Source organism: Corynebacterium sp. 2571A, from assembly GCF_055700935.1.
This window is the reverse complement of sequence record NZ_JASTTE010000002.1, coordinates 381,325-404,187: the sequence shown is the minus strand read 5'-3', so window position 1 is coordinate 404,187 and position 22,863 is coordinate 381,325. Positions and strand designations below refer to the sequence as shown.

The following is a 22,863-nucleotide window of genomic DNA, read 5'->3' as shown; positions in this document are numbered from 1 at the left end:
GCGACCCCCTAGGGGCATTGGTGCCGCTTGCTAGTCGTGCTCGAAGGATTCAGCCTCGCCCCAGAAAACCTCGTCGACCACCCGCCGGGCGTGCCGGGTCAGCTTCAGGTAGGCCTCCAGGAATTCCTGGTTGTCCTCCGGCGCCCAGCCGGCCGCACCGGCGACCTGGGCCAGCTGCGGGCCCGGCTGCGGCAGCTGGTCCACGCGCTTGCCGCGGACCAGGACCAGGGCGTTGCGGGCATCGGTAGCCATCAGCCACGCCTCCCGCAGGCTTAAGACCTGCTCGGCGTCAAGCACCTCGCACTCCTCCAGCGCGTCGAGGCCCCGCAGCGTCGACGGGTCGTGCAGCTGGGTGAATTCGTGCGCGTGCATCATGGTCAGCAGCTGGACCGTCCACTCGATGTCGGTCAGCGCGCCGCGGCCCAGCTTGGTGTGGGTGTTGCGGTCCGCCCCGCGCGGCAGGCGCTCGTTGTCCACGCGCGCCTTCATCCGCCGGATGGCGCGGATGGTGGCCTGACTCACGCCCTCGCTGGGGTACCGGAAGCGGTCGATGACCTCCAGGAACCTCTCCCCTACGTCCTTGTCGCCGGCCACGAAGGCCGCGCGCAGCAGCGCCTGCATCTCCCAGGGCTCGCCCCACTGGTCGTAGTAGCGCTCGTAGGAGGCGATCGTGCGCACCACCGCCCCGGACCGGCCCTCCGGGCGCAGGCCCAGGTCCACCTCCAGGGGCGGGTCACCCGAGGGCTTGGACAGCCGGCGGCGCATCTTGTCCACGATCCCGATCGCCCACTTGATGGCGGCGGTCTCGTCCACGCCCGACGCGGGTTCGGCCACTATCATCACGTCCGCGTCCGAGCCGAAGCCCAGCTCCATACCGCCCAGCCGGCCCATGCCGATAACGGCGATCCGCGCCGGCGGGCGCACCGGCTGCGTGGCCGCTGCGCCGTCGGCATCGTCAGTACCTTCCGTGCCGGCGGGGTCTTCGGCCGCTGCGGCCGCCACTTCTTCCTGAGCGCGCAGCCAGGCGCGGATCTCGGCGCGCAGGGCGGCTTCCAGCACCGCGTCCCAGACCAGGGACAGGTCCCGGCAGACCTGCTCGACCGGCATGAAGCCCAACAGGTCCGCGGCGGCGATGCGGGCGAGCTCCACCCGGCGCAGGGACCGCGCCACGGCCACCGCCTTGTCCGGGTCGGCGTGCCGCTTGGTGGAGTTGACCAGGGCCTTGAAGGCCTGCTCCGGCTGGGCGTCCATGAGCTTCGGCCCGGCGGCGCCGTCGGAGAGCAGCTTGACGGTATCCGGCGCGGCGATAATCAGGTCCGCGGTGTACGGCGAGGTGCCCAGGATCTTCATCAGCCGCTGGCCGACGATGCCCTCGTCCCGCAGCATCCGCAAAAACCAGGTGCGGTCAAAGGCCGCCTCCGACAGCTTGCGGTAGTTGAGCAGGCCCATGTCCGGGTCGGCGGTGGCAGACAGCCACTCCATCAGCGTCGGCAGCAAGATCGCCTGGATCTTGGCCTTGCGGGAGCTGCCCGCCGCCAGCGAGGTCAGGTGCTCGAAGGCGCGGTCCGGGTAGTTATAGCCCAGCGCGGCCAGCTGCAGCTTCGCGGCCTCCGGCGAGAGCTTGAGCTCCGCGGAACTCATGGAGACCACCGAGTGCAGCAGCGGGCGGTAGAACAGGCGCGAGTGCAGCTGCGAAATCCGGTGGCGGATGGTGCGCAGCGTCGCCGCCATCATCTGGGCGGCGGAACGCTGGCCGGTGGGGGTGAAACCGGAGATCTTGGCCAGCCACTTCCACGCGTCCGCGTCATCGTTGGGCGGCATGGTGTGGGTGCGGCGGAAACGCTCCAGCTGCAGGCGGTGTTCGAGCAGCCGCAGGAATTCATAGGCCTCGATGAGCTGGTTGCCGTCCTCGCGGCCCACGTACCCGGCGCTGACCAGGGCGGCCAGGGCATCGACGGTAGACAGCACGCGCAGGCTCTCGTCGGAGCGGCCGTGGACCAGCTGCAGCAGCTGGATGGCGAACTCCACGTCCCGCAGGCCGCCAGAGCCCAGCTTCAGCTCCCGGGCGCGCAGGTCCTCGGGCACGTTGTCGAGCACGCGCCGGCGCATGGCCTGCACGTCTTCCACGAAGGACTCGCGCTGGGACGCCGACCAGACCATCGGCCCGATGCGCTCCAGGTAGTCCTGGCCCAGCGGCAGGTAGCCGGTCTGCGGGCGGGCCTTGAGCAGCGCCTGGAACTCCCAGGTGTGCGCCCAGCGCTGGTAGTACTTCACGTGCGAGTCCAGCGTGCGGGCCAGGGCCCCGGACTTGCCCTCCGGGCGGAGGTTAGCGTCCACCTCGAAAAAGCACTTGGTGCCGATCTGGATGAACTTCGAGGCCACCCGCGTGGCCTTGCTCAGCCTGGCGTCGCCGTCCTCGCTTAAGGGCTCGGCCACGAAGATGACGTCGACGTCGGAGATGTAATTAAGCTCCCCGGCCCCGCACTTGCCCATCGCGATGACGGCCAGTTGGCTATCCAGCGGCTCCTCGCCGTAGACCGAAGCCGTGGCCACCGCCAGCGCCGCGGTCAGCCCCGCGTCCGCCAGCGCCGTGGTCAGCCGGGTGACCGTGGAGTATTCGATGCGCGGCTGCGGGCGGGATTGCCCCTTGCGCGAATAGAACGTGCCCGCCAGGTCGTGGCTGGCCACGCGCATCATCAGCGTCCGGTACGTCGACTTCAGCGCCCGCGCGGCGTCCTGGCCCGTCGTTGCCGCAACGTAGCTGCCCGGGGTGGTTAGCTGCGCACTCGCCGTGTCTGGCCGGTCGAGTTCGGCCACAAACTGCGCGGGGCGGGCATCGACCGCGCCCAAAAGCTGCGCGAGCATCTCCTCCGGCTCCGGCAAGGGCTCGGCCAACTGGCGCCACAGCTCCGGCTCGGCGGCCAGGTGATCCCCCAGCGCCGTCGATGCCCCCAGCAGCGCCAGCAGCCGCACCCGCAGCGCCTCGTTCGCGCGCATCTGCTCATCCAGCTCGCGGCCGGAATCATCCAGTCCCTGATAAAGGCGCATCACCGTGTTCAGCGCCAGATCCGGGTCCCCGGCCGCAGCCAGGCACCAGAGCAGCTCGGTGGATTCGGCGTTGTTCCAGCCCAACCACTCCAGGTCGGCAGCCGCGTTCGCCCGCGTCAGCCCCAGGGTGGCCGGGGAAGGTACCGTCGCGCGCACAGTCAATTGCCCCTTTCGCTTAGGTGTTAAAGGCTTAGTAGTTCAGGTTGTGGCGCAGCTCGAAGGAGGTGATCTGGCGCTGGTAGGCGTGCCACTCATCCCACTTCGAGCGCAGGAAGAACTCGAAGACGTGCTCGCCCATGACCTCGGCCATGAAATCGGACTTTTCCAGGTGGCGCAGCGCCTGGTCCAGCGACATGGGCAGGTCCTTGTAGCCCATCGCCCGGCGCTCCCGGCGCGTCAGTTGGTGCACGTCGTCCTCGGCCGGGTCTCCCAGCTCGTAGCCCTCCCGGATGCCCTTGAGCCCGGCGGCCAGCAGGACGGCGTAGCCCAGGTAAGGGTTCATCGCGGAATCCACTGATCGGATTTCCACCCGGCGCGACTCCTCCTTGGTCAGCCGGTAGGTCGGCACGCGCACCAGCGCCGAGCGGTTGGACACGCCCCAGGTCGCCGAGCCCGGGGCCTCCGAGCCGAACATCAGGCGCTTATAGGAGTTGACCCACTGGTTCGTCACCGCGGACATCTCATTGGCGTGCTCCAGGATGCCGGCGATGAACTGCTTGGCCGTCGTCGACAGCGAAAACTCATCGTCCGGGTCGTGGAAGGCGTTGGACTCGCCCTCGAACAGGGACAGGTGGGTGTGCATGCCGGAGCCGGAGTATTCCTCGAAGGGCTTGGGCATGAACGTGCCGCGCACGCCCAGGTCGGCGGCGACCTTCTTGATGACGTAGCGGAAGGTCATGATGGAATCCGCCATGGTGATAACGTCCGCGTGCCGCAGGTCGATCTCCTGCTGGCCCGGCGCGGTCTCGTGGTGGCTAAACTCCGTGGCGATGCCGAGTTCCTCCAGGTACAACATGGCCTGGCGGCGGAAGCGCGGGGCGGCGTCCTGGGTGGCCTGGTCGAAATAGCCGCCGTTATCGGTCGGCAGCAGGTTTTCTGCCTCGGGACGCTGCTGCAGCAGGTAGAACTCGATTTCCGGCGAGGCCATGCAGGTAAAGCCCTCGTTGGCCGCCGCGGTGACCTGCCGGCGCAGGATGTGGCGCGGGTCCACCATCGACGGCTGCCCATCGGGCTGGGCGATGTCGCAGAACATCCGCGCGGACTGCAGCTCCGGCTCGTCGCGGTCGAAGGGCATGATCTGGAACGTCGACGGATCCGGCAGCGCGATCGTGTCGGATTCCGAGATGCGCGAGAAACCTTCCACGGAGGATCCGTCGAAGCCCACGCCTTCCTCGAAGGCGGATTCCAGCTCGGACGGGCTCATCACCACGGATTTGAGCGCGCCCAGGATATCGGTGAACCACAGGCGAATAAACCGGATATCCCGCTCTTCGACGGTACGCAGCACGAATTCATGTTGGCTGTTCATGGAACCCACCTTAGTAGGCCGGGCTCACCAAGGCGGGCTTTGTCGCGGACCAGTCCGGTGGGCCATTGCAGGGTGGTCACATTGCCCGCCTGCGGCCAGTAAGCGGGGGTGGCCAGCAGGGGAAGCGGCTGCGAGTGCCCCTTGGCCCGCGTGGTCGGATAAGGCCACCGCAGCACCTACTGAATTTGGGGATTTTAGACCCTAAGCAACGAAAGGAAACTTTTAGCCCATGCGTTTTAGCTACCACCGCCGCCTTGAGCAATTAGCCGACTTCCTCATCCTCGTCGCCCGCGCCGGCTGGCGGCCGGAGGATCTGATCCACATCTGCGGGCCCTATACCCACCAGATGGTCTTTTACGCCGCCGCCCGCATCCCGGCACATGTGACCAGCCCGGCACTGCGGCACGCCTGGTTGACCGTCGGCCCGCCGACCGATCCCACCGTCCCGGACAAGGCCATCGACCAGCTCTTTGCGGATTTCAAGTCCCTGCCCAGCCTGCCCGACTGGGAGCTTCTGGATCCTTCTCAGGCCGCCGAGGCCGCCATGACGTCGGCGCAGCGCAAGGCCGCCGGCAAGGTGGACTCCCTGCTGCGCAAGGCCGAGTCCACCGAGTTTCTGGACGAGGCGGAAACGCTCATCGCCAAGGCGCAGCAGCTGCGGCAGGAATACCGCCTGGCGGAGGCCTCCGCCGGCGCGGAGACGGAAACGCCTTGTATCGCCCACCGCGTGCACCTGCATGCGCCCTGGGTGGCCTACCAGGCCGTGCTGCTCAGTGTTATCGCCGCGGCGAACTCGGTCACCGCCTTGTTGGTGGACAAGCGCGGCCTGGCCGTGCTGGTGGGCGCTCCCGACGACTGCGCGCACACCGTGGACCTGTTTGCCAACCTCAACCGCCAGTGCGATTGGCACATGCGCAACGGCGCGGACGCGGAAATGGCCAAGTACTTCAGCCAGACCGCCTCCTACCGCCGCAGCTTCCGCCTTTCCTATGCCGCGCGCATTTCCGAGCTCCTCGAGGAGGCCAACCGCGCCGGTGCGTCCAACGCCGACGGGGAGCCGGATGGCGACGGCCTCCTGCCCGTCCTGGCCGAGCGCATGGCCGCCGCCCAGGACGCACTGCAGCAGGTCTACCCGCACACCAGCCAGTCGAGCCTGTCGATGAACAACCCGCTGGGCGCCGGCGCCGGGGCCAGCGCCGCGGAACGCTCCCACTTCAGCGGCGACTCCTCCGGACTCGCGCCCCACCAGCGCGCGCTGAGCGCCTAGCCCCCGTTGTGGGGCCTCGGGCGGGCCCGGTGGTTGCCCACGTTTTCCGGATTCCGCGCCGGCGGGTGATGGCCCCGGACGGAGCAAAATTCAGCCGGGTATGATCGCGGCTAATAGGCACAGCAGTCTTTACAAGGAAAGGGCACCCATGGCAACCAGCAGTTTCCTCGAGATCGAGGCGAAGTTCGCAGTCGCGGAATCCACCCCCACCCCGGATCTGACGCGTCTGGCCCACGTCGCCGGGTATGGGGAATCCACCGAACAGTCCCTATCCGCCATCTACTACGACACCGAGGACCTGCGGCTGACCCGCAACAAGATCACCCTGCGGCGCCGCACCGGCGGCAAGGACGACGGCTGGCACATCAAGCTGCCCGGCTCGACCGGCCGCACCGAGGTCCGCGCCGAGCTCGGCGAACCCGTCGACGGCGAATACCGCGTCCCGGCGGAACTGCTCAGCCATGTCCGCGCCATCGTACGCAACCACCCGGTCTCCCCCATCGCCCAGGTTGATAACAACCGCACCGAGACCCTGCTGCTGGGCGACGACGGCCGCCCGGTCGCCGAGTTCTGCGACGACCACGTCACCGCCTGGAGCTTCCTGCCCGGCGGCCAGCAGTCCACCTGGCGCGAGTGGGAGCTGGAGCTGGCCGCCGAAACCGCCGGCACCGAACGCGGCAGTGAGATCATCCGCTCTGCTACCTCCCTGCTCATCGGCGCCGGGGCACGGGTGTCCGCCTCCCCGTCGAAGCTGTCGTCTGCCCTCGGCCGCTCCAAGGACCAGGCTCCGCTTCCCCCGGCCCTGCGCACCCCGGACGTGGAGGAAGACTCCCCGGCCGCCGCCGTCGTCGAGGCCCTGCAGGCCAACCGCGACAAGCTGGTCGAATACGACCCGAAGGTCCGCGCCGACGAGTGGGATTCCGTCCACCAGATGCGCGTGGCCACCCGCGAGCTGCGCAGCCACCTGCAGACCTTCCACGGGATCGTGGCCGGCCCGGAGATCGAAAAGATCGAGGCCAACCTGAAGGAGCTGGCCGGCATGCTGGGTGTTGCCCGCGACGCCGAGGTCGTCGAGGAACGCTGGCAATCCCTGCTGGAGGAGGAAGACTCCGACACCCTGGATGAGACCACCCGCCGGCACATCGCCCACGACATGGGCACCGCCTACCGCCGCGCCCACCGCCGCGTCATTGGCGCCCTCAACTCAGACCGCTACCTCGAGCTGCTCGACTCCCTCGACCAGCTGCTGGCCCACCCGCCCGTCGTGGAGGCCCAGCCGGCCGAAGCCGAGCCGGAGGCGGCCGCCGATGCCCCCGCCCCGGCCGGCGACGAGGACACCACCTCCGCCGCGCCCGCGGAAACTGCCCCTGCCGAGGCGGAGCCCGACAAGCCGGAACAGGCCGAGCAGACCAAGCAGGCTGAACAGGCTGAACAGGCCGAGCAGGCCGAACAGGCTGAGCAGGCCGAGCCCGAGGACATGGAAACCGTCATGGCGCGGCACCTGGCCAAGGCCTACCGCAAGCTGGTCAAGCGCCACGAAAAGGCGGTTATCAACTGGGAGAATGACGAGCTCAGCCTGCACGAGCGCGAAGATTACTTCCACGACATGCGCAAGGCCGCCAAGAAGCTGCGCTACGCCGCTGAGGCGGCGGGCTCGGCGACCAAGCTCAAAACCAAGCGCCTGTACAAGGCCTGCAAGCAGATGCAGTCGGTGCTGGGCGACTTCCAGGACTCGGTGACCTCCCGCGACAAGCTGCTAGAGCTCGCGCAAGCAGCCCGCAGCCGAGGCGAGGACACCTTCGGCTACGGGCTGCTGTACCAGCGCGAACGCCAGATTGGCCTGGAAGCGCTGGAGGACTACTCCGAGTCCTTCGACCAGATTAAGGCGGCGTTCAAGCCGCTGAAGAAGAAGCTGAAGTAGATTACTTATCCCACTGGGCCGGCTTGCCCCAGTCGTCTTCTGCTTCCTCGGCTTCATCGGCCGCGGCGTTGCGCTCCGCCGCGGTCTTGAGCGCGTTGCGGGCCTCTTCCTCGGACGAGTACGGCCCCATCCGGTTGTCCCAGGAATCCTGCGGCCCCTGGGTGACTTCACCGGTAGACGGGTTGAAATACCATTGCGAATCCTGCTCGGCCATGGACTAATCCTCCTTGGTTGACGGGGTTTATTAAGCGATTTAGCGCGGGTTATCGCCCGCGGGATCCCACAGTACTCATCGGGAGTTGTCCGCGCCGCTAGAATGTTCCTGTTAGGACTTCTCGCCCGCCCGCGCCTCATCCCCGCTGAATCTTCGTCACCGACGTCGCAGGCGCCGGGCCGGCGAGAGCGACCGCTAATGAAGGAGTATCCCCCGCAATGCCATTTTGGCCCGCCCCGACCGACCACGTCGACGACAAAGCCCGCGCCGCCCACCACCAACGCGTGGGCGTAGAAGCCGCCCACGTGGCGAGCGCACCGGCGACCTGGTTGCTTATCGGTGAGCACGTTGACCACTACGGGGGCATCGTTGCCGCAGGGCTTTCCGATCTGCGCGCCGCCGCGGCGGTGAGCCCGCGCGAGGATTCGACCATCACCGTGACCTACCGCGTTGACGGTCCGGGCGAGCCCCAGGTGCGCGAGGAATCGACGACGCTCGACACCCTGTCCCAGCTGGCCGCGGCGCAGCAGCCCGGCGTCGACGAGGCCGGCCAGCCGGTCCCGCCGCCGTTCCCGACGGGTGGGCTGGCCGAGCGCTTCGGCGGCGTGGTCAGCACGATGGTCTCCCGGCAGTTGCTCTCCCGCGAGACCACCGGAGTGGACATCACCGTGGTCACCGACATCCCTACCTACTCCGGCCTGGGTGGACTGGCGGCCGCCGATGTCGCCGTGGCCCTAGCCATGCTGGGCGGCAACGAGGATCCCCACGATGCCCCGCTGCGCGCCCGCCTCGCCGAGGTCTGCTCCCAGGCCGTCGATTCCTTCGCCGCCCTGCCGGCGCTGCGCGCCCGCCACACCGCGGCCCTGCGCGGCAACGGCCGGCAGGTTTCCATCATCGACTACGCCGACGGTTCCGTCACGCAGGCCCCGCACCCGCTGGGCGACAAGCTGCACGCCTTCGTCGTCGCGGTCCCGGACTCCACCCCGGACCCGCAGATCGGGGTTGACCTGCGCATCCGCCAGCGCTTCGTCGACAACGCCTGCCACGCCTTCGGCACGGAGAGCCTGCGCCTGCTGCCGGACGCGTCCTCGCGCGTTCTGGACTGGTTGGACGCGGTCCACGAGGTGCACCCGGAACAGGACCACCCCGAGCACGCCGATGCCGCCAGCTGGCTCGGTTTCTACGCCGCCGAGACCGACCGCGCCCTGGGCATCGCGCGCTCGCTGCGCTCCCGCCGCGGCGCGGACTTGCTGCCGCTCCTCCACCAGTCGCAATCGGCGCTGGGCAGCATCTATCACCTGCCGGTGGCCGCCGAGGTCGCCGAGCTGGTCACGGCCCGCGGCGCGGTGGCAGCCCGGGCGGCCGCGGCCGGGGTGGCCAACTCGGTCATCGCCTACGTGCCCGCCGAACGCGCACAGAATTTCTCTCAGGATCTCGCCGACGACGGCCTGCTCATCGTCCCGGTCAACCCCGGCGAGCCCGCCGCCTAATCGACCGGTCCTAGTCGGCCGGTTCTAGTCAGCCGGTTCTAGTCGGCCGGCCAGGCGAATTTCACCGCGCGCTCTTCCGGCTCCGCCGTGACCAGGGAGACCGAGGTCTCGCTGCCCGGCGCGGGCGCGCCCACGCACTGCCCGATGACCGGCGGCTCGTTGACCAAAAGGCGGGCGGTCTCGCGCTCGGCGTTGCTGGAGAGCACCACCGCCGAGAAATTCGTGCCCACCCACGGCTCCAGGACCGTGGCCTCGGTCAGCTGTAGGCACGCCTTGTCCACCTGGGAGGCCAACTGGGAGCTCCGCCGCATCGATGCCACCGCCTCCTCACCGTCCGCCTGCACCCACTCGGGGACGTCGGTGCCGGCGCAGATAGCCAGGCAGACCTCCAACCCGAACCGGTCGATGAGCCGGCGCAGCGGCGCGGTCACGTGCGCGTAATAGCCGCCGATGCCCGCGTGGATCTGCCCCTCGTCGCGCCCCAGCAGGGCGTAGTCCGCCCCGCGCAGTAGCCGCAGGGCCTCGCGCATGACCGCCATCCCCCGAGGTGAGCTGGCATCCACCCCGCGCAGGAACTCGGAGATGCTAAGCTCGCCCAGCTCGAAGCCCAGGGCGCGGGCCTCGGCGCGGAACTCCTCCTCGGCCTCGGGGCTGGCACCTGGCAGGGTGCGCAGGAAACCCACGCCGTGGCTGTGCATGAGCTGGCCCGCGCACATGCCGGCCATCAGGGAAATCTCGGAGTTATAGTCCATGACCTCGTGGCGCGGCTCGATCTCCAGCTCGAAGCGCCCGTCGACGTCTTCGACGACCCGCTGCGACGGGATGCGCAGCGAAATCGCCTCGCGCCGCAGCGCGGAGGCCTGCCGCAGCTGGCCTACCTCCGGCAGCAGGCGGATGGCCGAGTTCATCCGCCCGTGTACTAGGTTCTCGTGGACGCCGTCGTAGTCCAGCCGCGCCCGGGAGCGTACGAGGGCGCGCTCGACGAAGAAGTCGGTCACCTCCCCGTACGTGTCCAGGTCGAAGCTAAAGAGCACGGCCGGCCGGTCCACGCCCTCCAGCAGGGACGCGCGGTCCTCGGACAACACGGGCGGGTGCAGGCGGGCCGGCGAATCCGGCAGGTAGATGGTCTGGCCGCGGGCCATGGACTCCGCGTGCACGGCCGCCGGCGCCTCTTCGCCGGTCCCGCCCAGCCAGGCGCCCACGTCGGCGATGGCGTAGTAGACGCGGTAGCCGCCCGCGGGCCCGCTGGTGATGTAGACGGCCTGGTCCAGGTCCTTGGAGCCCGGCGGGTCGATGGTGACCAACGGCAAGTCGCGGGCGTCCCGGCGGCTGGCGGCAAATTGATCGACCGCCGCGCGGGCCTGGTCGGTGACGTGCTCGTCGAAGTCGCGGGAGACCTGGAATTCCGCGGCGACGTTATCAAAGTCCAGCGGCGCAGCATACAGCTTCATACCGCCTCATTGTTCCACAGGCGCCCCACTCCCGCGCGCCTATGTGAGCAACGGAAAATTAAAAGATGTGGGGCGAATGAGCCGGCCTGTGAGCCGGATTCTGTCCGCGCGGGGCGGTTGCCCGTCCCCGGCGTGGTAAACATCCATCTGGGTCGACCATTGCTGGCCGCCTCAAGCAGCTACCTTCAGGCTCGGGCGAGCAGCCCTCAAACACCTGATCGGGCCTGCCCAAAAGGCAGGCCGTGATGCCTTGCTCCCGGTGGGGTTTACCCAGCCACCCCAGTCACCTGGGGTGCTGGTGCGCTCTTAACGCACCGTTTCACCCTTACCTGGATTGCTCCAGGCGGTCTACTTTCTGTTGCACTTGCCCGCGGGTTGCCCCGGGTTGCTGTTAGCAACCACCGTGCTCTGTGGAGTCCGGACTTTCCTCGGCGCCTGCCTGCCCCAACGCGTGGGGCGGTTCATTTGCCGCGTTTACCCGGCCGACTCATTCGCGCGCTTTAGTCTAGTCCGCGCGCGGGCCGGCGTGAAAATTAGCTCTGACCCGCATCCAGCCCGGACAGGTGGCCGGCGTCGTTGACGCAGCGCACCAGCGCGCCGTCGTCCCAGAACTCCACCTCGGACAGCGAGGCAAGATCCAAAAAGAAGCGATCGAACAGGCTGGGCCCGCCGCCCAGGCCCTGCGCGACAAGCGACTTGATCGGGTTAACGTGGCTCACCAGCAGGATGGTCTTGCCCGCATAGCGCTGAACTAACTTCTCGCGCGCCTGGCGCACCCGGCGGTGCAGCTGCTGCAGGGACTCCCCGCCCGGCGTGGACACCGCGGTGTCTTCCAGCCACTTAGCGTGCAGTTGCGGGTCGCGCTCGTGGGCCTGGTTAAAGGTCAGCTTCTCCCAGGCGCCAAAGTCGAGCTCGATGAGCCCGTCGTCGGTGCCCACGTCCAGGCCGAGGACCTCGCCGACGGCCCGGGCGGTTTCCTGGCACCGGCCCAGCGGGGAGGCCACCACCGCCGCGACCTGGCCGTCCTCGCCCGTGCCGAAGCGACTGGCCAGGGCCTGCGCGGCGGCCAGGGCCTGGCGGCGGCCGAGCTCGGTCAGGGGCGGATTGGAGTGCCCGGAATACTGGCGCTGCGCCGACATCTTGGTTTGCCCGTGGCGCAGCAGCACCAGCCGCGTGGTTTCCCCGCGCTCGCCCAGCCAGTCGCTGGGCGCCGGCCCGCCGTGCTCGGTCGTGCCCGCGGCGTCGTCCGTACCCGCATCGCCCTCGATGCCGCCGACGATGCCGACCGCGTGGCCGGCGGCCGCCGCGTCCATGGCGTCGTTGGACAGGGCGTCGGCGACCTTATTCTTGGCGCGCGGCACCCAGGCCAGCTGGAAGTCATCCAGGCTGGCCACCAGCTTGTGCGCCTGCATGGCCAGCTTCTGCATGTCGGGGTGCTTGATCTTCCAGCGCCCGTTCATCTGCTCGACGACGAGCTTGGAGTCCATGTAGAACTCGACCTCGCTGGCGCCCAGCTCGCGGGCGGCCTCGAGCCCGCGCAGCAGGCCGTTGTACTCGGCGACGTTATTGGTCGACTGCGTGCCGACCACGTAGGCGATGGTGCGCAGCACCTCGCGGCCGTCGGCGGCGTAGACCACCGTGCCGGAGCCGGCCACCCCGGGGTTGCCGCGGGATCCGCCGTCGGCGTAGATGATTACCTTCATGGCACCGGCCGCCTAGGACTGTCGGATGAGGTAGGTGCCGCACTCGGGGCACTGCGGGACTTCGTCGGCCGGCGCGTTGCGCACCGCGGACTGGTCCGCCGGCGGGAGCACGATGAAGCAGCCGCCGCAGGACTTCTGCGCCTTGAACTCGGCGGCGCCGACGTTGTTTTCGGCGCGCTGGTCGTCGAAGATCCGCAGCGCCTCGCCCGGCAGCTGACCGCGCAGCTGTTCGATTTCCACGCGCGGGTCCGGCTGGTTGTCGGTCGCGGCCTGGGCGGCCTCCGCGGCGCGGCGGGCCACCTCGAGCTTGCGGGCGGCCTCGTCGCGCTGCGCGCCCTGGGAGTCGCGGTTGTTGCGCAGGGCGTGGATCTCGTTGTGGGCTTCCTGCAGCTCGCTCATCAGGTCAGCGATGCGCGACTTCGCCGCGTAGCGGTCGTGCTCCAGGTCGCGGCGCTTGTCCGGATCCAGCTCGGCGGACAGCTGCTTGCGGTCGTCGCGCTCGCGGGCGCGCAGCTTGCGCTCGTCGGCCTGGATGCGCAGGATCTCGTTTTCCATATCGTCCACGGCCATTTGGGCGGATCCGGCGGAATCCACCAGGCGGGCGTACTCGCGCTCGGCGCTAGCCAGCTCCTCCTGCTCCGGGCTCTGGCGCTCCTCGGCGCCGAAGTCGACGGCGCGCTGCAGATTGGCCAGCTTTAGCAGCACGGCCTGGCTCTCAGGTTGCAGCTTCATGTCCTTTATTCTCCTTCCGAATGTAGCGACACGGTCCACGGGTCGGTGCGAATTTCTAGGACTTCGCAGTCTAGCCCGGTCTTGCCGGCGACTAGGTCGCGGGCCTGGTAAGTCCAGGGGAACTCGCTGGCCCAGTGCGCGGTGTCGATGACCGCGGGGCCGCCGGCGCGCAGGTGCTCGTCGACGGGGTGGTGCCGCAGATCCGAGGTCACGTAAACGTCGACGCCTAGTTTAGCCGCCTGGTCCAGGAAGCTATCGCCGGCACCGGAACTAACCGCCACGGTCTGGACGAGCTGGTCCGGATCCCCGGCCGCGCGCACGCCCCAGACGGTCTCCGGCAGGGCGTTGGCCACCTGCTGGGTAAACTCCCGCAGCGTCATCGGCTCGGGCAGGCGGCCCACCCGCCCCAGGCCGCAGGCCTGATCCAGGTCCGCGGGGTTGGCGGTCTCCACGACGTCGTAGGCGGGAACCTCGTAGGGGTGGGCATCGATAAGCGCGGCCCGGATGGCGCTGCGCCGGGACGAAGGCGCGACGAATTCCACGCGGGTCTCGGCCCCGCGGTGGAGGGTGCCGACCTCGCCCTCGGTGGGGTTGGCCCCCGGCAGCGGCTCGAACTGGCCGGTGCCGGCGATGTCGAAGGAGCAGGCGCGGTAGTTGCCGATCTGGCCGGCACCGGCGTTAAAAAGGGCTTCTTTGACGCGGTCGGCATCGTTTGCTGGCACGTGCACGCCCCACTTGTCCATCACGTCCGGGTCCTTGACCACGATGGGCCGGCCCGGGGTGATGCCGACCAGCTCGGCCAGCTTGTCGTTGACGCCGGGCCGGGCGGAGTCGGCGTTGGTGTGGGCGGCATACAAAGCCACGCCCCCGCTGAGCAGGGTGTGGACGACCTTGCCCTTCGGCGTGTTCGCGGCCACCGAGGTCACCCCGCGCAGCAGCAGCGGGTGGTGGACGACGAGTAGCTGGGCGCCGGCATCGACAGCCGCCTGGGCGACCTCGAGGGTGCAGTCCAGGGCGAAGGCTACCTTGGTGACCGGGGCGTCCGGGTCGCCGCAGACCAGGCCGACGGCGTCCCATTTTTCCGCCAGCGCCGGCGGGTAGGCCGCATCCAGGTGGTGGCAGACTTCTCCCACGGTGGCCGTAGTGGTCATACTTTTTATGCTCCTTTAGCGTTGGCAGGTCCTAACGGTATATCCTAACTGCGTTCTACGGTTGTGTAAGCAGCCCCCACTAATCGAGCTAAAGGTGAGAATTCCCCGCTGATGGTTGTTTCTGAGACTGATCCCCGCCTCCACATCGTCTTCGTCTGCACGGGCAATATCTGCCGCTCCCCTATGGCCGAGGTCATCATCCACGACGCCGTGGAGTCCGCCGGGCTTGACGATGCCGCCCGCATCACCTCCTGCGGCCTCGGCGGCTGGCACGTCGGCCAGGGCGCCGACAAGCGCGCCATCGCCGAGCTGCGCCGCGGCGGCTACGACGGCAGCGCCCACCGCGCCAGCCAGCTGGCCGCCGAGGACCTAGCCGCCGACCTCATCGTCGCTCTGGACACCGGGCACTTGGCCACCCTGCGCGAGCAGGCGCCGGACCCGGACAAGGTCGTGCTGCTGCGCGACTTCGACCCGGATTCCGCCCCGGGGTCCTCGGTGGAGGATCCCTTCTACGGAGACGAGGAGGATTTCGCCCGCACCCGCCAGGCCATCGAGGCCGCCGCCGACGGGCTCATGGCTTGGATTCGCGACCATGCCCGTGACTAGACTGGGTATTCGTGGGTACTCAGACTAAGCAGACGGCACCGGACAGCGAGCCGGTGCGCGCGCGGCAGCAGACGGCGTGGTGGAAGACTTTCCTCAAGCCCAGCTGGGTTTTCCTGCTGCTGTTCGTGATCGTGTTTTCCTACCTGGCCTTCACGGTGCTAGCGCCCTGGCAGTTGGGCAAGGACGACGACATCGTCGAGCGCAATGAACACATCACCGCCGCCTACGAGAAGGACCCCGTCCCCGCCGACGAGATCCTGAGCGACAACGGCGCCATCGAAGGCGGCGAGGAGTGGTCGCGCGTCATCCTGCGCGGGCAGTACCTGCCGGACGACGAGGTGCTGGTGCGCCTGCGGCCGGTAGCCTCCGGACCGTCCTACCAGTCCCTGGTCCCCTTCCGCACCGACGGCGGCCAGACCATCCTGGTCAACCGCGGCTGGGTGCCGGCCGGCGAGGCCAACGCCGTGCCGGAAATCGCCCCCGCCCCCAGCGGGCCGCAGGAGATCATCGGCATGGTCCGCCAGCACGAGGCCGAGCATTCCTCCGCCCCCGTCGAGCGCGACGGCTACCCCCAGGTCTATTCCATCAACCCGCCCCAGGTCGGCGAGCTTATCGATACCGACCTCGGACTCGACTACGTCCAGCTCACCGAGGATCAGCCGGGCGTGCTCAACCCCATCCCGATCCCGCAGATGGACCGCGGCAACCACCTGTCCTACGGCTTTCAGTGGATAGCCTTCGGCATCATGGCCCCGCTGGGCCTGGGCTATTTCGTCTGGGCCGAAATCCGCGAGCGGCGCCGCGTCCGCGACGAAGAAGCCGAGATGGCCCAGCTGGACGCCGCCGACGCGCAAGGGGGCCCGGCCGGTGACTCGGCCGCAGCCGCTACTTCGACCGCAGGCGCCGAGCCGGAGACCGCGGACACCAAGGCCGAGGCGGCCGCCGAGGCCCACGAGCGCCGCATGCGCGCCCGCTACGGCGAGTCCAAGCCGGACTTCTACTCGAAGTTCGCCAAGCGGAACAAGGAACGCTTCTAGCGGCGCTGATAGCGCGCAGTTAGCACCGCGGTCCAGACACAAGAAAGGCCCTGCCCGGAGAACCGGGAAGGGCCTTTAATTCTGTGCGGCCTACAGGGCTCGAACCTGTGACCTATTGGGTGTAAACCAATTGCTCTTCCAGCTGAGCTAAAGCCGCAATGCGCGAAAAGCGCTTTACAAAGACTAGCCCGACGCCGCGAGCTAGTGCAAATTCACCCCGCCAGCTGGCGGTGGGGTGTTATTTCTTGGTGTAGCCGCGGCCGACCAGGCAGCTGCCCTGCCAGTCGCCGAGGCGCTCCGCCTTGGTCTGGACCAGGCCGGCCTGCTGGGCGGACTCGGAGATTTCGCCCGGGGCGACGGTGCCCGGCTTGCCCGCGCCCGGGGTCAGCAGCCAGATGACCCCGCCCTCGCCCAGCGGGCGCAGGGAGTCGACCAGCCCGTCAACTAGGTCGCCGTCCCCGTCGCGCCACCACAGCACGACGGCGTCACACAGTTCGTCATTTTCTTCTTCGAGGAAATCTTCCCCGATGACGTCTTCGACGGATTCGGAGATTGCCGGATCGCAATCCTCGTCCCATCCGAGCTCTAGGGCAACCATGCCTTTGTCGATGCCCAGCACCTTCGCGTAGTCAGCATGGTCGTTGGTTACGCCCGCAGCGTCCGCCACTGAAATTGTCCTCCTGTGTGTTTAGGGTCCTGGCGCTTCACCAGGCTGTGTCAGATAGCACTCTACCGCTTAATACTGCAGTTTTCTCACTGTCGCCCTAATTGTGCCCTAGTTGCGGTTTCCACCCCCTCCCAGCCCGCAACTTAACAGGCTTCACAGATTCGCCATTCCCACTGCACAACGGCGCAAATAAAAGGGTAGGTGCGATTTGCAACGGCCCGGCCCGCGCGCGCGGAGATAAAGCGCGTATTCTGGACGGCAAAGTGCTTAACTTACTTCAGGAGGCTTTTAATGGCTGAAAAGGACGCCCTGCAGGGGGACTCCAACTTCCCGCTGATTCGCGACGGCGTCGCGTCTTACCTGCACGATAAGGACCCGGAAGAAACCCGCGAGTGGATGCAGTCCCTCGACGGCCTGCTGGACTCTTCCGATCCGGAACGCGCCCGCTACCTCATGCTCCGCCTGTTGGAGCGCGCCACCGCTAAGCGCGTGCAGCTGCCCGCGCTGACCTCGACGGACTTCGTCAACACCATCCCGACCTCGCTGGAGCCGGAATTCCCGGGCGACGAGGAACTGGAAAAGCGCTACCGCCGCTGGATCCGCTGGAACGCCGCCATCATGGTGCACCGGGCGCAGCGCCCGGGCATCGGCGTGGGCGGCCACATCTCCACCTACGCCGGCGCGGCCCCGCTCTACGAGGTGGGCCTGAACCACTTCTTCAAGGGCAAGGATGATCCGTCCGGCGGCGACCAGATCTTCTTCCAGGGGCATGCTTCGCCGGGCATGTACGCCCGCGCCTACCTGGAAGGCCGCCTTACCGAGGACGACCTGGACGGCTTCCGCCAGGAAGTCTCCCGCGGCAAGGGCGAGGGCCTGCCGTCCTACCCGCACCCGCGCCTGATGCCGTGGTTCTGGGAGTTCCCGACCGTGTCCATGGGGCTGGGCCCGGCCAACGCTATCTACCAGGCCCGCTTCAACAAGTACCTGGAGCAGCGCGGCATCAAGGACACCTCCAAGCAGCACGTCTGGGCCTTCCTGGGCGACGGCGAGATGGACGAGCCCGAGTCCCGCGGCCTGCTGCAGATGGCCTCGCTCTACGAGCTGGACAACCTGACCTTCGTGGTCAACTGCAACCTGCAGCGCCTGGACGGCCCGGTCCGCGGCAACACCCAGATCATCCAGGAGCTGGAGTCCTTCTTCCGCGGCGCCGGCTGGTCCGTCATCAAGGTCATCTGGGGCCGCGGCTGGGACAAGCTGCTCGAGGCCGACAAGGACGGCGCCCTGGTCAACGTCATGAACACCACCTCCGACGGCGACTACCAGACCTTCAAGGCTAACGATGGCGCCTACGTCCGCGAGCACTTCTTCGGGCGCGACGAGCGCACCCTGAAGCTGGTCGAGGATCTCTCCGACGACGAGATCTGGTCCCTGCGCCGCGGCGGCCACGACTACCGCAAGATCTACGCCGCCTACGCGCAGGCGCTGGACAACCACGGCACCGGCAAGCCGACCGTCATCTTGGCGCACACCATCAAGGGCTACGGCCTGGGCCACAACTTCGAGAGCCGCAACGCCACCCACCAGATGAAGAAGCTGACGCTGGAGGACCTGAAGCTCTTCCGCGACAAGCAGGACATCCCGATCTCCGACGAGGAGCTGGAAAAGGATCCGTACCTGCCGCCGTACTTCCACCCGGGAAACGACGCCCCGGAGGTCAAGTACATGCTGGAGCGCCGCAAGGAGCTCGGCGGCTTCCTGCCGGAGCGCCGCGTGGACTACACCCCGCTGAAGGTGCCGGAGCTGTCCAAGCTGCGGTCCGTGATGAAGGGCTCCGGCAAGCAGGAAGTGGCCACCACCATGGCGCTAGTGCGCACCTTCAAGGAGCTCATGCGCGACAAGGAGCTGGGCAAGCGCGTCGTGCCGATCATCCCGGACGAGGCCCGCACCTTCGGCATGGACTCCTGGTTCCCGACGCTGAAGATCTGGAACCCGCGCGGCCAGAACTACGTGCCGGTGGACCACGACCTGATGCTGTCCTACCGCGAGGCCACCGACGGCCAGATCCTGCACGAGGGCATCTCCGAGGCGGGCGCGTCCGCCAGCTTCACCGCGGCGGCGACCTCGTACGCCACCCAGGGTGAGCCGATGATCCCGCTGTACATCTTCTACTCGATGTTTGGCTTCCAGCGCACTGGCGACGCCTTCTGGGCCGTCGCCGACCAGATGGGCCGCGGCTTCCTCATCGGCGCGACCGCCGGCCGCACCACCCTGACCGGTGAGGGCCTGCAGCACATGGACGGCCACTCCCCGGTCCTGGCCTCGACCAACCCGGCCATCGTCTCCTACGATCCGGCGTTCAGCTTCGAGGTGGCCCACCTGGTCCACCGCGGCATCGAGCGCATGTACGGCGACGGCGAGGGCGAGAACGTCATCTACTACCTCACCGTCTACAACGAGCCGGTCCACCAGCCGGCGGCTCCGGAAGACCTGGACGTCGAGGGCCTGCACGGCGGTATCTACCACTACAACACCGCCGAGGGCGGCTCCCTGCCGGCCAACATCCTGGCTTCCGGCGTGGGCGTGCACGAGGCCCTCAAGGCCCAGGAGATCCTGGCCCGCGACTACGACGTCAAGGCCAAGCTGTTCTCCGTGACCTCCTGGACCGAGCTGGCCCGCGATGGCGCCCGCCGCAACCACGAGGCCCTGCGCACCGGCAGCGAGCCGACCGAGGCTTTCGCCACCAAGCAGCTCAAGGACCACGAGGGCCCGTTCGTCGGTGTCTCCGACTTCGCCACGGACCTGCAGGAGCAGATTCGCCCCTACGTGCCGGGCACCTACATCGTGCTGGGCGCGGACGGCTTCGGCTTCTCCGATACCCGCGAGGCCGCTCGCCGCTACTTCAACACCGATGCCGAGTCCATCGTCGTCGGCGTCCTGGAGGGCCTGGCCCGCGACGGCAAGGTTGACCGCGACGTGGTGAAGAAGGCCGCCAGCGACCTCAAGCTGGACGACCCGACCAGCACCACCCCGAGCGACAGCGAATAATTCCGCTAAGCCGGCACAAGCCCCACTTCCTAGCGCTTAACAGCGCCGCAGGAGGTGGGGCTTCGTGCTGCCTCGGGCCGAAAGACCGGCCTAGACGTCGCTGTGAGCGTCGAGGAGCCGACCCAGGCACTCGGCGACCTTCTCCGGTTCCTCCAGGATGACCATGTGCCCGGACTCTTCGACGACCTCGAGGTCGGCCTGCGGCCAGTGGTTGAGGATAACCTCGGACTGGCTGCGCGGGGTGACGATATCCAGCCCGCCGACGACGACGGTCCCCGGCAGGCCAGACAGCCGCTCCTGCGCGGCGAATTCGCGGTGCTCCACCAAGTCGTCGAAGAAGCCGACGAAGGAATCCAGCGGGGTATCCAGCAGCATCGCGGCGTGGAATTGGATGCGCTCCATCCGCGGAAAGCCCGCCGCCAGCAGCGCCAGCACGGGCGCGGCGAACTGGGCGACCTCGTAGCGCATGTTGTTCATCTTCTCCGGCAGGCGGTTGCAGGCCTTATACAGCCCGTGCATCAGCGCCGAGTTCAGCACCAGCGCCACCCCGCGCGCGGAGAACCGACGCATGGAGGTCGAGACCAGCAAAGCGCTATCGATGCGCCCGTAGGTCTCGGCGTCGCAGCGCCGAATCAGGTTGAGCGCGACCATCCCGCCCAGGGAGTGCCCGACGATGACCAGCCGGCCGTGCGGGGCGCGCTCGCGCACGACGGCGAGCACGTCGTCGGCCGCCGAGCTGATCGAGCAGTCCTCGCTGGGCACCGTGGCCGATTGCCCGTGCCCGCGCAGGTCGACCAGCAGGCTTTTGACCCGCGGGTAGTGCTCGCGCAGGTAGTCGACCTGCTCGTAGAAGCTCTCGGCGGCCAGGGTGTAGCCGTGGACGAAGACGACGGTGACGTCGGCATCGTCAGCGCCTGCCTCATACCAGGCGATATCGATGCCGTTGCCCGTGCTGGTCCCCTCCGCTAGCAGGTGGGTAAGCCCCGGCGCAGTGCGGTGATCGTGCAGTTGCTCGTAGGCTTTGCGCAGCTGCCGGCGGCCGGACGGCAGGAACCGCTTGCCCCAACTGCGAGCGATGATCTCGGCCTGGTATCTCCTTCTCATGTCGAGTAATAATCCTATCCGAACCGCCGCGTTTAACCTACTAGACTAGGTCCCATGGCCAACGATCTCACCGCGCAACTTCAGGCGCATTTTTCCTCCGGCCCGGCCGAGGAGTCGACTTCCTCGGCGGGCGACACCTACGGCGAGCTGTGCCAGCTCATCGAATCGGTCACGGGGGTGGATGCCGACGACATCGAGCGCGATAAGCCGCTCGCGGACGTCGACCTGCGCTCACTGACGATGATCGAGCTGACCGTCAAGGCCGAAGAAAAATTCAAGGTCCGACTCGACGAGGAGACCGTCCTGGGCTTTTCGACCGTCGGCGATTTCGTGCAGTATGTGGAGGACCACCAATGATTTCTTACCTATCTGACATGGACGGCGTGCTCATCCGCGAAGGCGAGATGGTCCCCGGCGCCGACCGCTTCCTGCAGGCCCTCTACGACAACGGCATCGAGTTCATGGTGCTGACCAACAACTCCATGTCCACGCCGCGGGACCTGTCCGCGCGGCTGGCGAATACGGGCCTGCGCATCCCGCCGGAGCGCATCTGGACCTCGGCGACCGCGACCGCGACCTTCCTGTCCACCCAGGTCAAGGACGGCACCGCCTACGTCATCGGCGAGTCTGGGCTGACCACCGCCCTGCACGAGGCCGGCTGGATCCTCACCGACGCGGACCCAGAGTTCGTCGTGCTGGGCGAGACCCGGACGTATTCCTTCGAGGCGATCACCACCGCCATCAACCTGATCCGGGGCGGCTCGCGCTTCATTGCTACCAACCCGGACGTGACCGGTCCCGCCCCGCAGGGCGTGCTGCCGGCCACGGGCTCGGTCGCCGCGCTGATTACGACGGCCACGGGCCGTCAGCCGTACTACATCGGCAAGCCGAACCCGGTGATGATGCGCTCGGCGCTGAACCACATCGGCGCCCACTCGGAGGACACCGTCATGATTGGTGATCGCATGGACACCGACGTCAAGGCCGGCATCGAGGCGGGCCTGCGCACCGTGCTGGTGCGCTCCGGCATTACTGACGATGCCGAGGTCACCCGCTACCCCTACCGCCCCACGGCGGTGCGTGACTCGGTTGCCGACCTAGCCGGCAACGTCCTCGAACCCTTCTAGCTGCGCGCTAAAGCCATACGCGCGGGCCAGCTGGCTCAGCTCGGCGGCAAAGTCAGTCAACTCCTGGCGGGTGCCGGTCAGCACCTGCCGGCAGCCGACCCCGCAGGGCGTGCCAGTGGCCCGGCCGGCGGCCAGCGCGACAATATTGTCGCCGGGGTAGTCCTTGTGCCAGCGGGTGCACCACTGGGCCGTTAAGGGGTCGTCACCGGGCACGACGAACTCGGACTCAGACTCGATGACGCGCGCCATCAGGTCCTCGACCACGGGCCGCAGGCGTACGGGCATGCCGGAAATCCGCAGGACCGTGGAGCACGTCGCGGCCGCGGCCGTTCGCGGCGCGACCCCGACGGGGCCGGCCGGCCAAGAAGCGGCATCCGCCGAAGATGCGGCGATGCCGGTGGGTGTTACGCATGTACTCAAAGCCGAATCTCCTCCGCGGAGTAGCCCCGCCACCGACGCCCTCCCCGGCACAGATTTGCCGTGCCGCGCCCGCACGCGGGCCGAAAGCCAGGTGCGAAAAGCTGCGCGCTGACAAGCGGAAATCCCTAGCGGAGTTCCTCCTCAGAATCCCTCACGGAACCTCCTGCCAGAAACGCGCAACCGGGGCGTCGTTAAGTGGCGCAAGACGAGCATCGTCTTCCCCAACGAACTCGAATGCGTTACCTGACTTAGTCTCCCCTCACACCCGTCACATCAGCAACTCTAAACCACTACTTCAATCCCCCGTTTACTCAACCTCAAGTACAACTTGAGCCTCACCACGGGTGGCCTG

The 22,863-nt window shown here is 67.9% G+C and carries 18 protein-coding genes, 1 tRNA gene and 1 other RNA gene; 8 read left to right on the top strand and 12 right to left on the bottom strand.

What is annotated here, in order from left to right:
- Nucleotides 1-30 precede the first annotated feature (30 nt).
- Together QQS53_RS05305 and QQS53_RS05300 are read right to left on the bottom strand one after the other, a co-directional pair.
- Nucleotides 31-3,204 (bottom strand): bifunctional [glutamine synthetase] adenylyltransferase/[glutamine synthetase]-adenylyl-L-tyrosine phosphorylase, encoded by a 3,174-nt coding sequence (locus QQS53_RS05305; RefSeq protein WP_472774861.1) that lies wholly within the window; start codon nucleotides 3,202-3,204, stop codon nucleotides 31-33.
- 34 nt (nucleotides 3,205-3,238) lie between these two features.
- Nucleotides 3,239-4,576, bottom strand: coding sequence for a glutamine synthetase family protein (locus QQS53_RS05300; protein WP_472774860.1), 1,338 nt, complete (start codon nucleotides 4,574-4,576; stop codon nucleotides 3,239-3,241).
- A 229-nt stretch (nucleotides 4,577-4,805) separates the two neighbouring features.
- Here QQS53_RS05300 and QQS53_RS05295 point away from each other — a divergent pair, with 229 nt between their 5' ends.
- On the top strand, nucleotides 4,806-5,843 hold the full coding sequence (locus tag QQS53_RS05295; RefSeq protein WP_472774859.1) for a DUF2786 domain-containing protein: 1,038 nt from the start codon (nucleotides 4,806-4,808) through the stop codon (nucleotides 5,841-5,843).
- 148 nt (nucleotides 5,844-5,991) lie between these two features.
- Nucleotides 5,992-7,764: a CYTH and CHAD domain-containing protein gene (locus tag QQS53_RS05290; protein WP_472774858.1), complete on the top strand. Its 1,773-nt coding sequence runs from the start codon at nucleotides 5,992-5,994 to the stop codon at nucleotides 7,762-7,764.
- A gap of 1 nt (nucleotide 7,765) precedes the next feature.
- Here QQS53_RS05290 and QQS53_RS05285 read toward each other — a convergent pair whose 3' ends face one another.
- The gene (locus tag QQS53_RS05285) at nucleotides 7,766-7,978 is read right to left on the bottom strand and encodes a hypothetical protein (RefSeq protein WP_070767730.1); all 213 of its coding nucleotides are present in this window, start codon (nucleotides 7,976-7,978) and stop codon (nucleotides 7,766-7,768) included.
- A gap of 218 nt (nucleotides 7,979-8,196) precedes the next feature.
- On the opposite strand from QQS53_RS05285, the gene QQS53_RS05280 reads away from it, so the two are divergent.
- Entirely contained in the window at nucleotides 8,197-9,468 is a 1,272-nt protein-coding gene (locus tag QQS53_RS05280) for a galactokinase family protein (RefSeq protein WP_472774857.1), read from the top strand.
- Between the two features lie 38 nt (nucleotides 9,469-9,506).
- Here QQS53_RS05280 and QQS53_RS05275 read toward each other — a convergent pair whose 3' ends face one another.
- The 5 genes from QQS53_RS05275 to QQS53_RS05255 all read right to left on the bottom strand — a co-directional run bounded on the left by QQS53_RS05275 (nucleotide 9,507) and on the right by QQS53_RS05255 (nucleotide 14,505).
- Nucleotides 9,507-10,919 carry an RNB domain-containing ribonuclease gene (locus QQS53_RS05275; protein WP_472774856.1) on the bottom strand — a complete coding sequence of 471 codons (1,413 nt, stop codon included), beginning with the start codon at nucleotides 10,917-10,919 and terminating at the stop codon, nucleotides 9,507-9,509.
- Between the two features lie 73 nt (nucleotides 10,920-10,992).
- Nucleotides 10,993-11,409, bottom strand: an RNA gene (rnpB, locus tag QQS53_RS05270) — RNase P RNA component class A.
- 43 nt (nucleotides 11,410-11,452) lie between these two features.
- Nucleotides 11,453-12,622: a bifunctional RNase H/acid phosphatase gene (locus QQS53_RS05265; protein WP_472774855.1), complete on the bottom strand. Its 1,170-nt coding sequence runs from the start codon at nucleotides 12,620-12,622 to the stop codon at nucleotides 11,453-11,455.
- Nucleotides 12,623-12,634: 12 nt separating this feature from the next.
- The gene (locus tag QQS53_RS05260; RefSeq protein WP_472774854.1) at nucleotides 12,635-13,354 is read right to left on the bottom strand and encodes a zinc ribbon domain-containing protein; all 720 of its coding nucleotides are present in this window, start codon (nucleotides 13,352-13,354) and stop codon (nucleotides 12,635-12,637) included.
- A gap of 5 nt (nucleotides 13,355-13,359) precedes the next feature.
- Nucleotides 13,360-14,505: a Nif3-like dinuclear metal center hexameric protein gene (locus QQS53_RS05255; protein WP_472774853.1), complete on the bottom strand. Its 1,146-nt coding sequence runs from the start codon at nucleotides 14,503-14,505 to the stop codon at nucleotides 13,360-13,362.
- A gap of 111 nt (nucleotides 14,506-14,616) precedes the next feature.
- Here QQS53_RS05255 and QQS53_RS05250 point away from each other — a divergent pair, with 111 nt between their 5' ends.
- Both QQS53_RS05250 and QQS53_RS05245 read left to right on the top strand, forming a co-directional pair.
- Entirely contained in the window at nucleotides 14,617-15,111 is a 495-nt protein-coding gene (locus QQS53_RS05250; RefSeq protein WP_472774852.1) for a low molecular weight protein-tyrosine-phosphatase, read from the top strand.
- Nucleotides 15,112-15,164: 53 nt separating this feature from the next.
- On the top strand, nucleotides 15,165-16,148 hold the full coding sequence (locus QQS53_RS05245) for an SURF1 family cytochrome oxidase biogenesis protein (RefSeq protein WP_472775055.1): 984 nt from the start codon (nucleotides 15,165-15,167) through the stop codon (nucleotides 16,146-16,148).
- An 84-nt stretch (nucleotides 16,149-16,232) separates the two neighbouring features.
- Here the strand turns inward: QQS53_RS05245 and QQS53_RS05240 are convergent.
- Together QQS53_RS05240 and QQS53_RS05235 are read right to left on the bottom strand one after the other, a co-directional pair.
- Nucleotides 16,233-16,305, bottom strand: a tRNA-Val gene (locus tag QQS53_RS05240).
- Between the two features lie 81 nt (nucleotides 16,306-16,386).
- The gene (locus QQS53_RS05235) at nucleotides 16,387-16,815 is read right to left on the bottom strand and encodes a DUF3052 domain-containing protein (RefSeq protein ID WP_070767799.1); all 429 of its coding nucleotides are present in this window, start codon (nucleotides 16,813-16,815) and stop codon (nucleotides 16,387-16,389) included.
- 291 nt (nucleotides 16,816-17,106) lie between these two features.
- Here QQS53_RS05235 and aceE point away from each other — a divergent pair, with 291 nt between their 5' ends.
- Nucleotides 17,107-19,860 (top strand): pyruvate dehydrogenase (acetyl-transferring), homodimeric type, encoded by a 2,754-nt coding sequence (gene aceE / locus QQS53_RS05230; protein ID WP_472774851.1) that lies wholly within the window; start codon nucleotides 17,107-17,109, stop codon nucleotides 19,858-19,860.
- 90 nt (nucleotides 19,861-19,950) lie between these two features.
- Here the strand turns inward: aceE and QQS53_RS05225 are convergent, their stop codons facing one another.
- A complete protein-coding gene (locus QQS53_RS05225; protein ID WP_472774850.1) occupies nucleotides 19,951-20,964 on the bottom strand; it encodes an alpha/beta fold hydrolase in 1,014 nt (337 codons plus the stop codon).
- A gap of 54 nt (nucleotides 20,965-21,018) precedes the next feature.
- Between QQS53_RS05225 and QQS53_RS05220 the strand changes: the two genes are divergently transcribed.
- A complete protein-coding gene (locus tag QQS53_RS05220) occupies nucleotides 21,019-21,321 on the top strand; it encodes an acyl carrier protein (protein WP_472774849.1) in 303 nt (100 codons plus the stop codon).
- Nucleotides 21,318-22,091 (top strand): HAD-IIA family hydrolase, encoded by a 774-nt coding sequence (locus QQS53_RS05215; RefSeq protein ID WP_070767803.1) that lies wholly within the window; start codon nucleotides 21,318-21,320, stop codon nucleotides 22,089-22,091. Before QQS53_RS05220 ends, QQS53_RS05215 begins: the two co-directional genes overlap by 4 nt.
- Here the strand turns inward: QQS53_RS05215 and QQS53_RS05210 are convergent.
- The gene (locus QQS53_RS05210; RefSeq protein WP_472774848.1) at nucleotides 22,062-22,511 is read right to left on the bottom strand and encodes a hypothetical protein; all 450 of its coding nucleotides are present in this window, start codon (nucleotides 22,509-22,511) and stop codon (nucleotides 22,062-22,064) included. The two genes, QQS53_RS05215 and QQS53_RS05210, sit on opposite strands and share 30 nt — an antisense overlap.
- Nucleotides 22,512-22,863 lie beyond the last annotated feature (352 nt).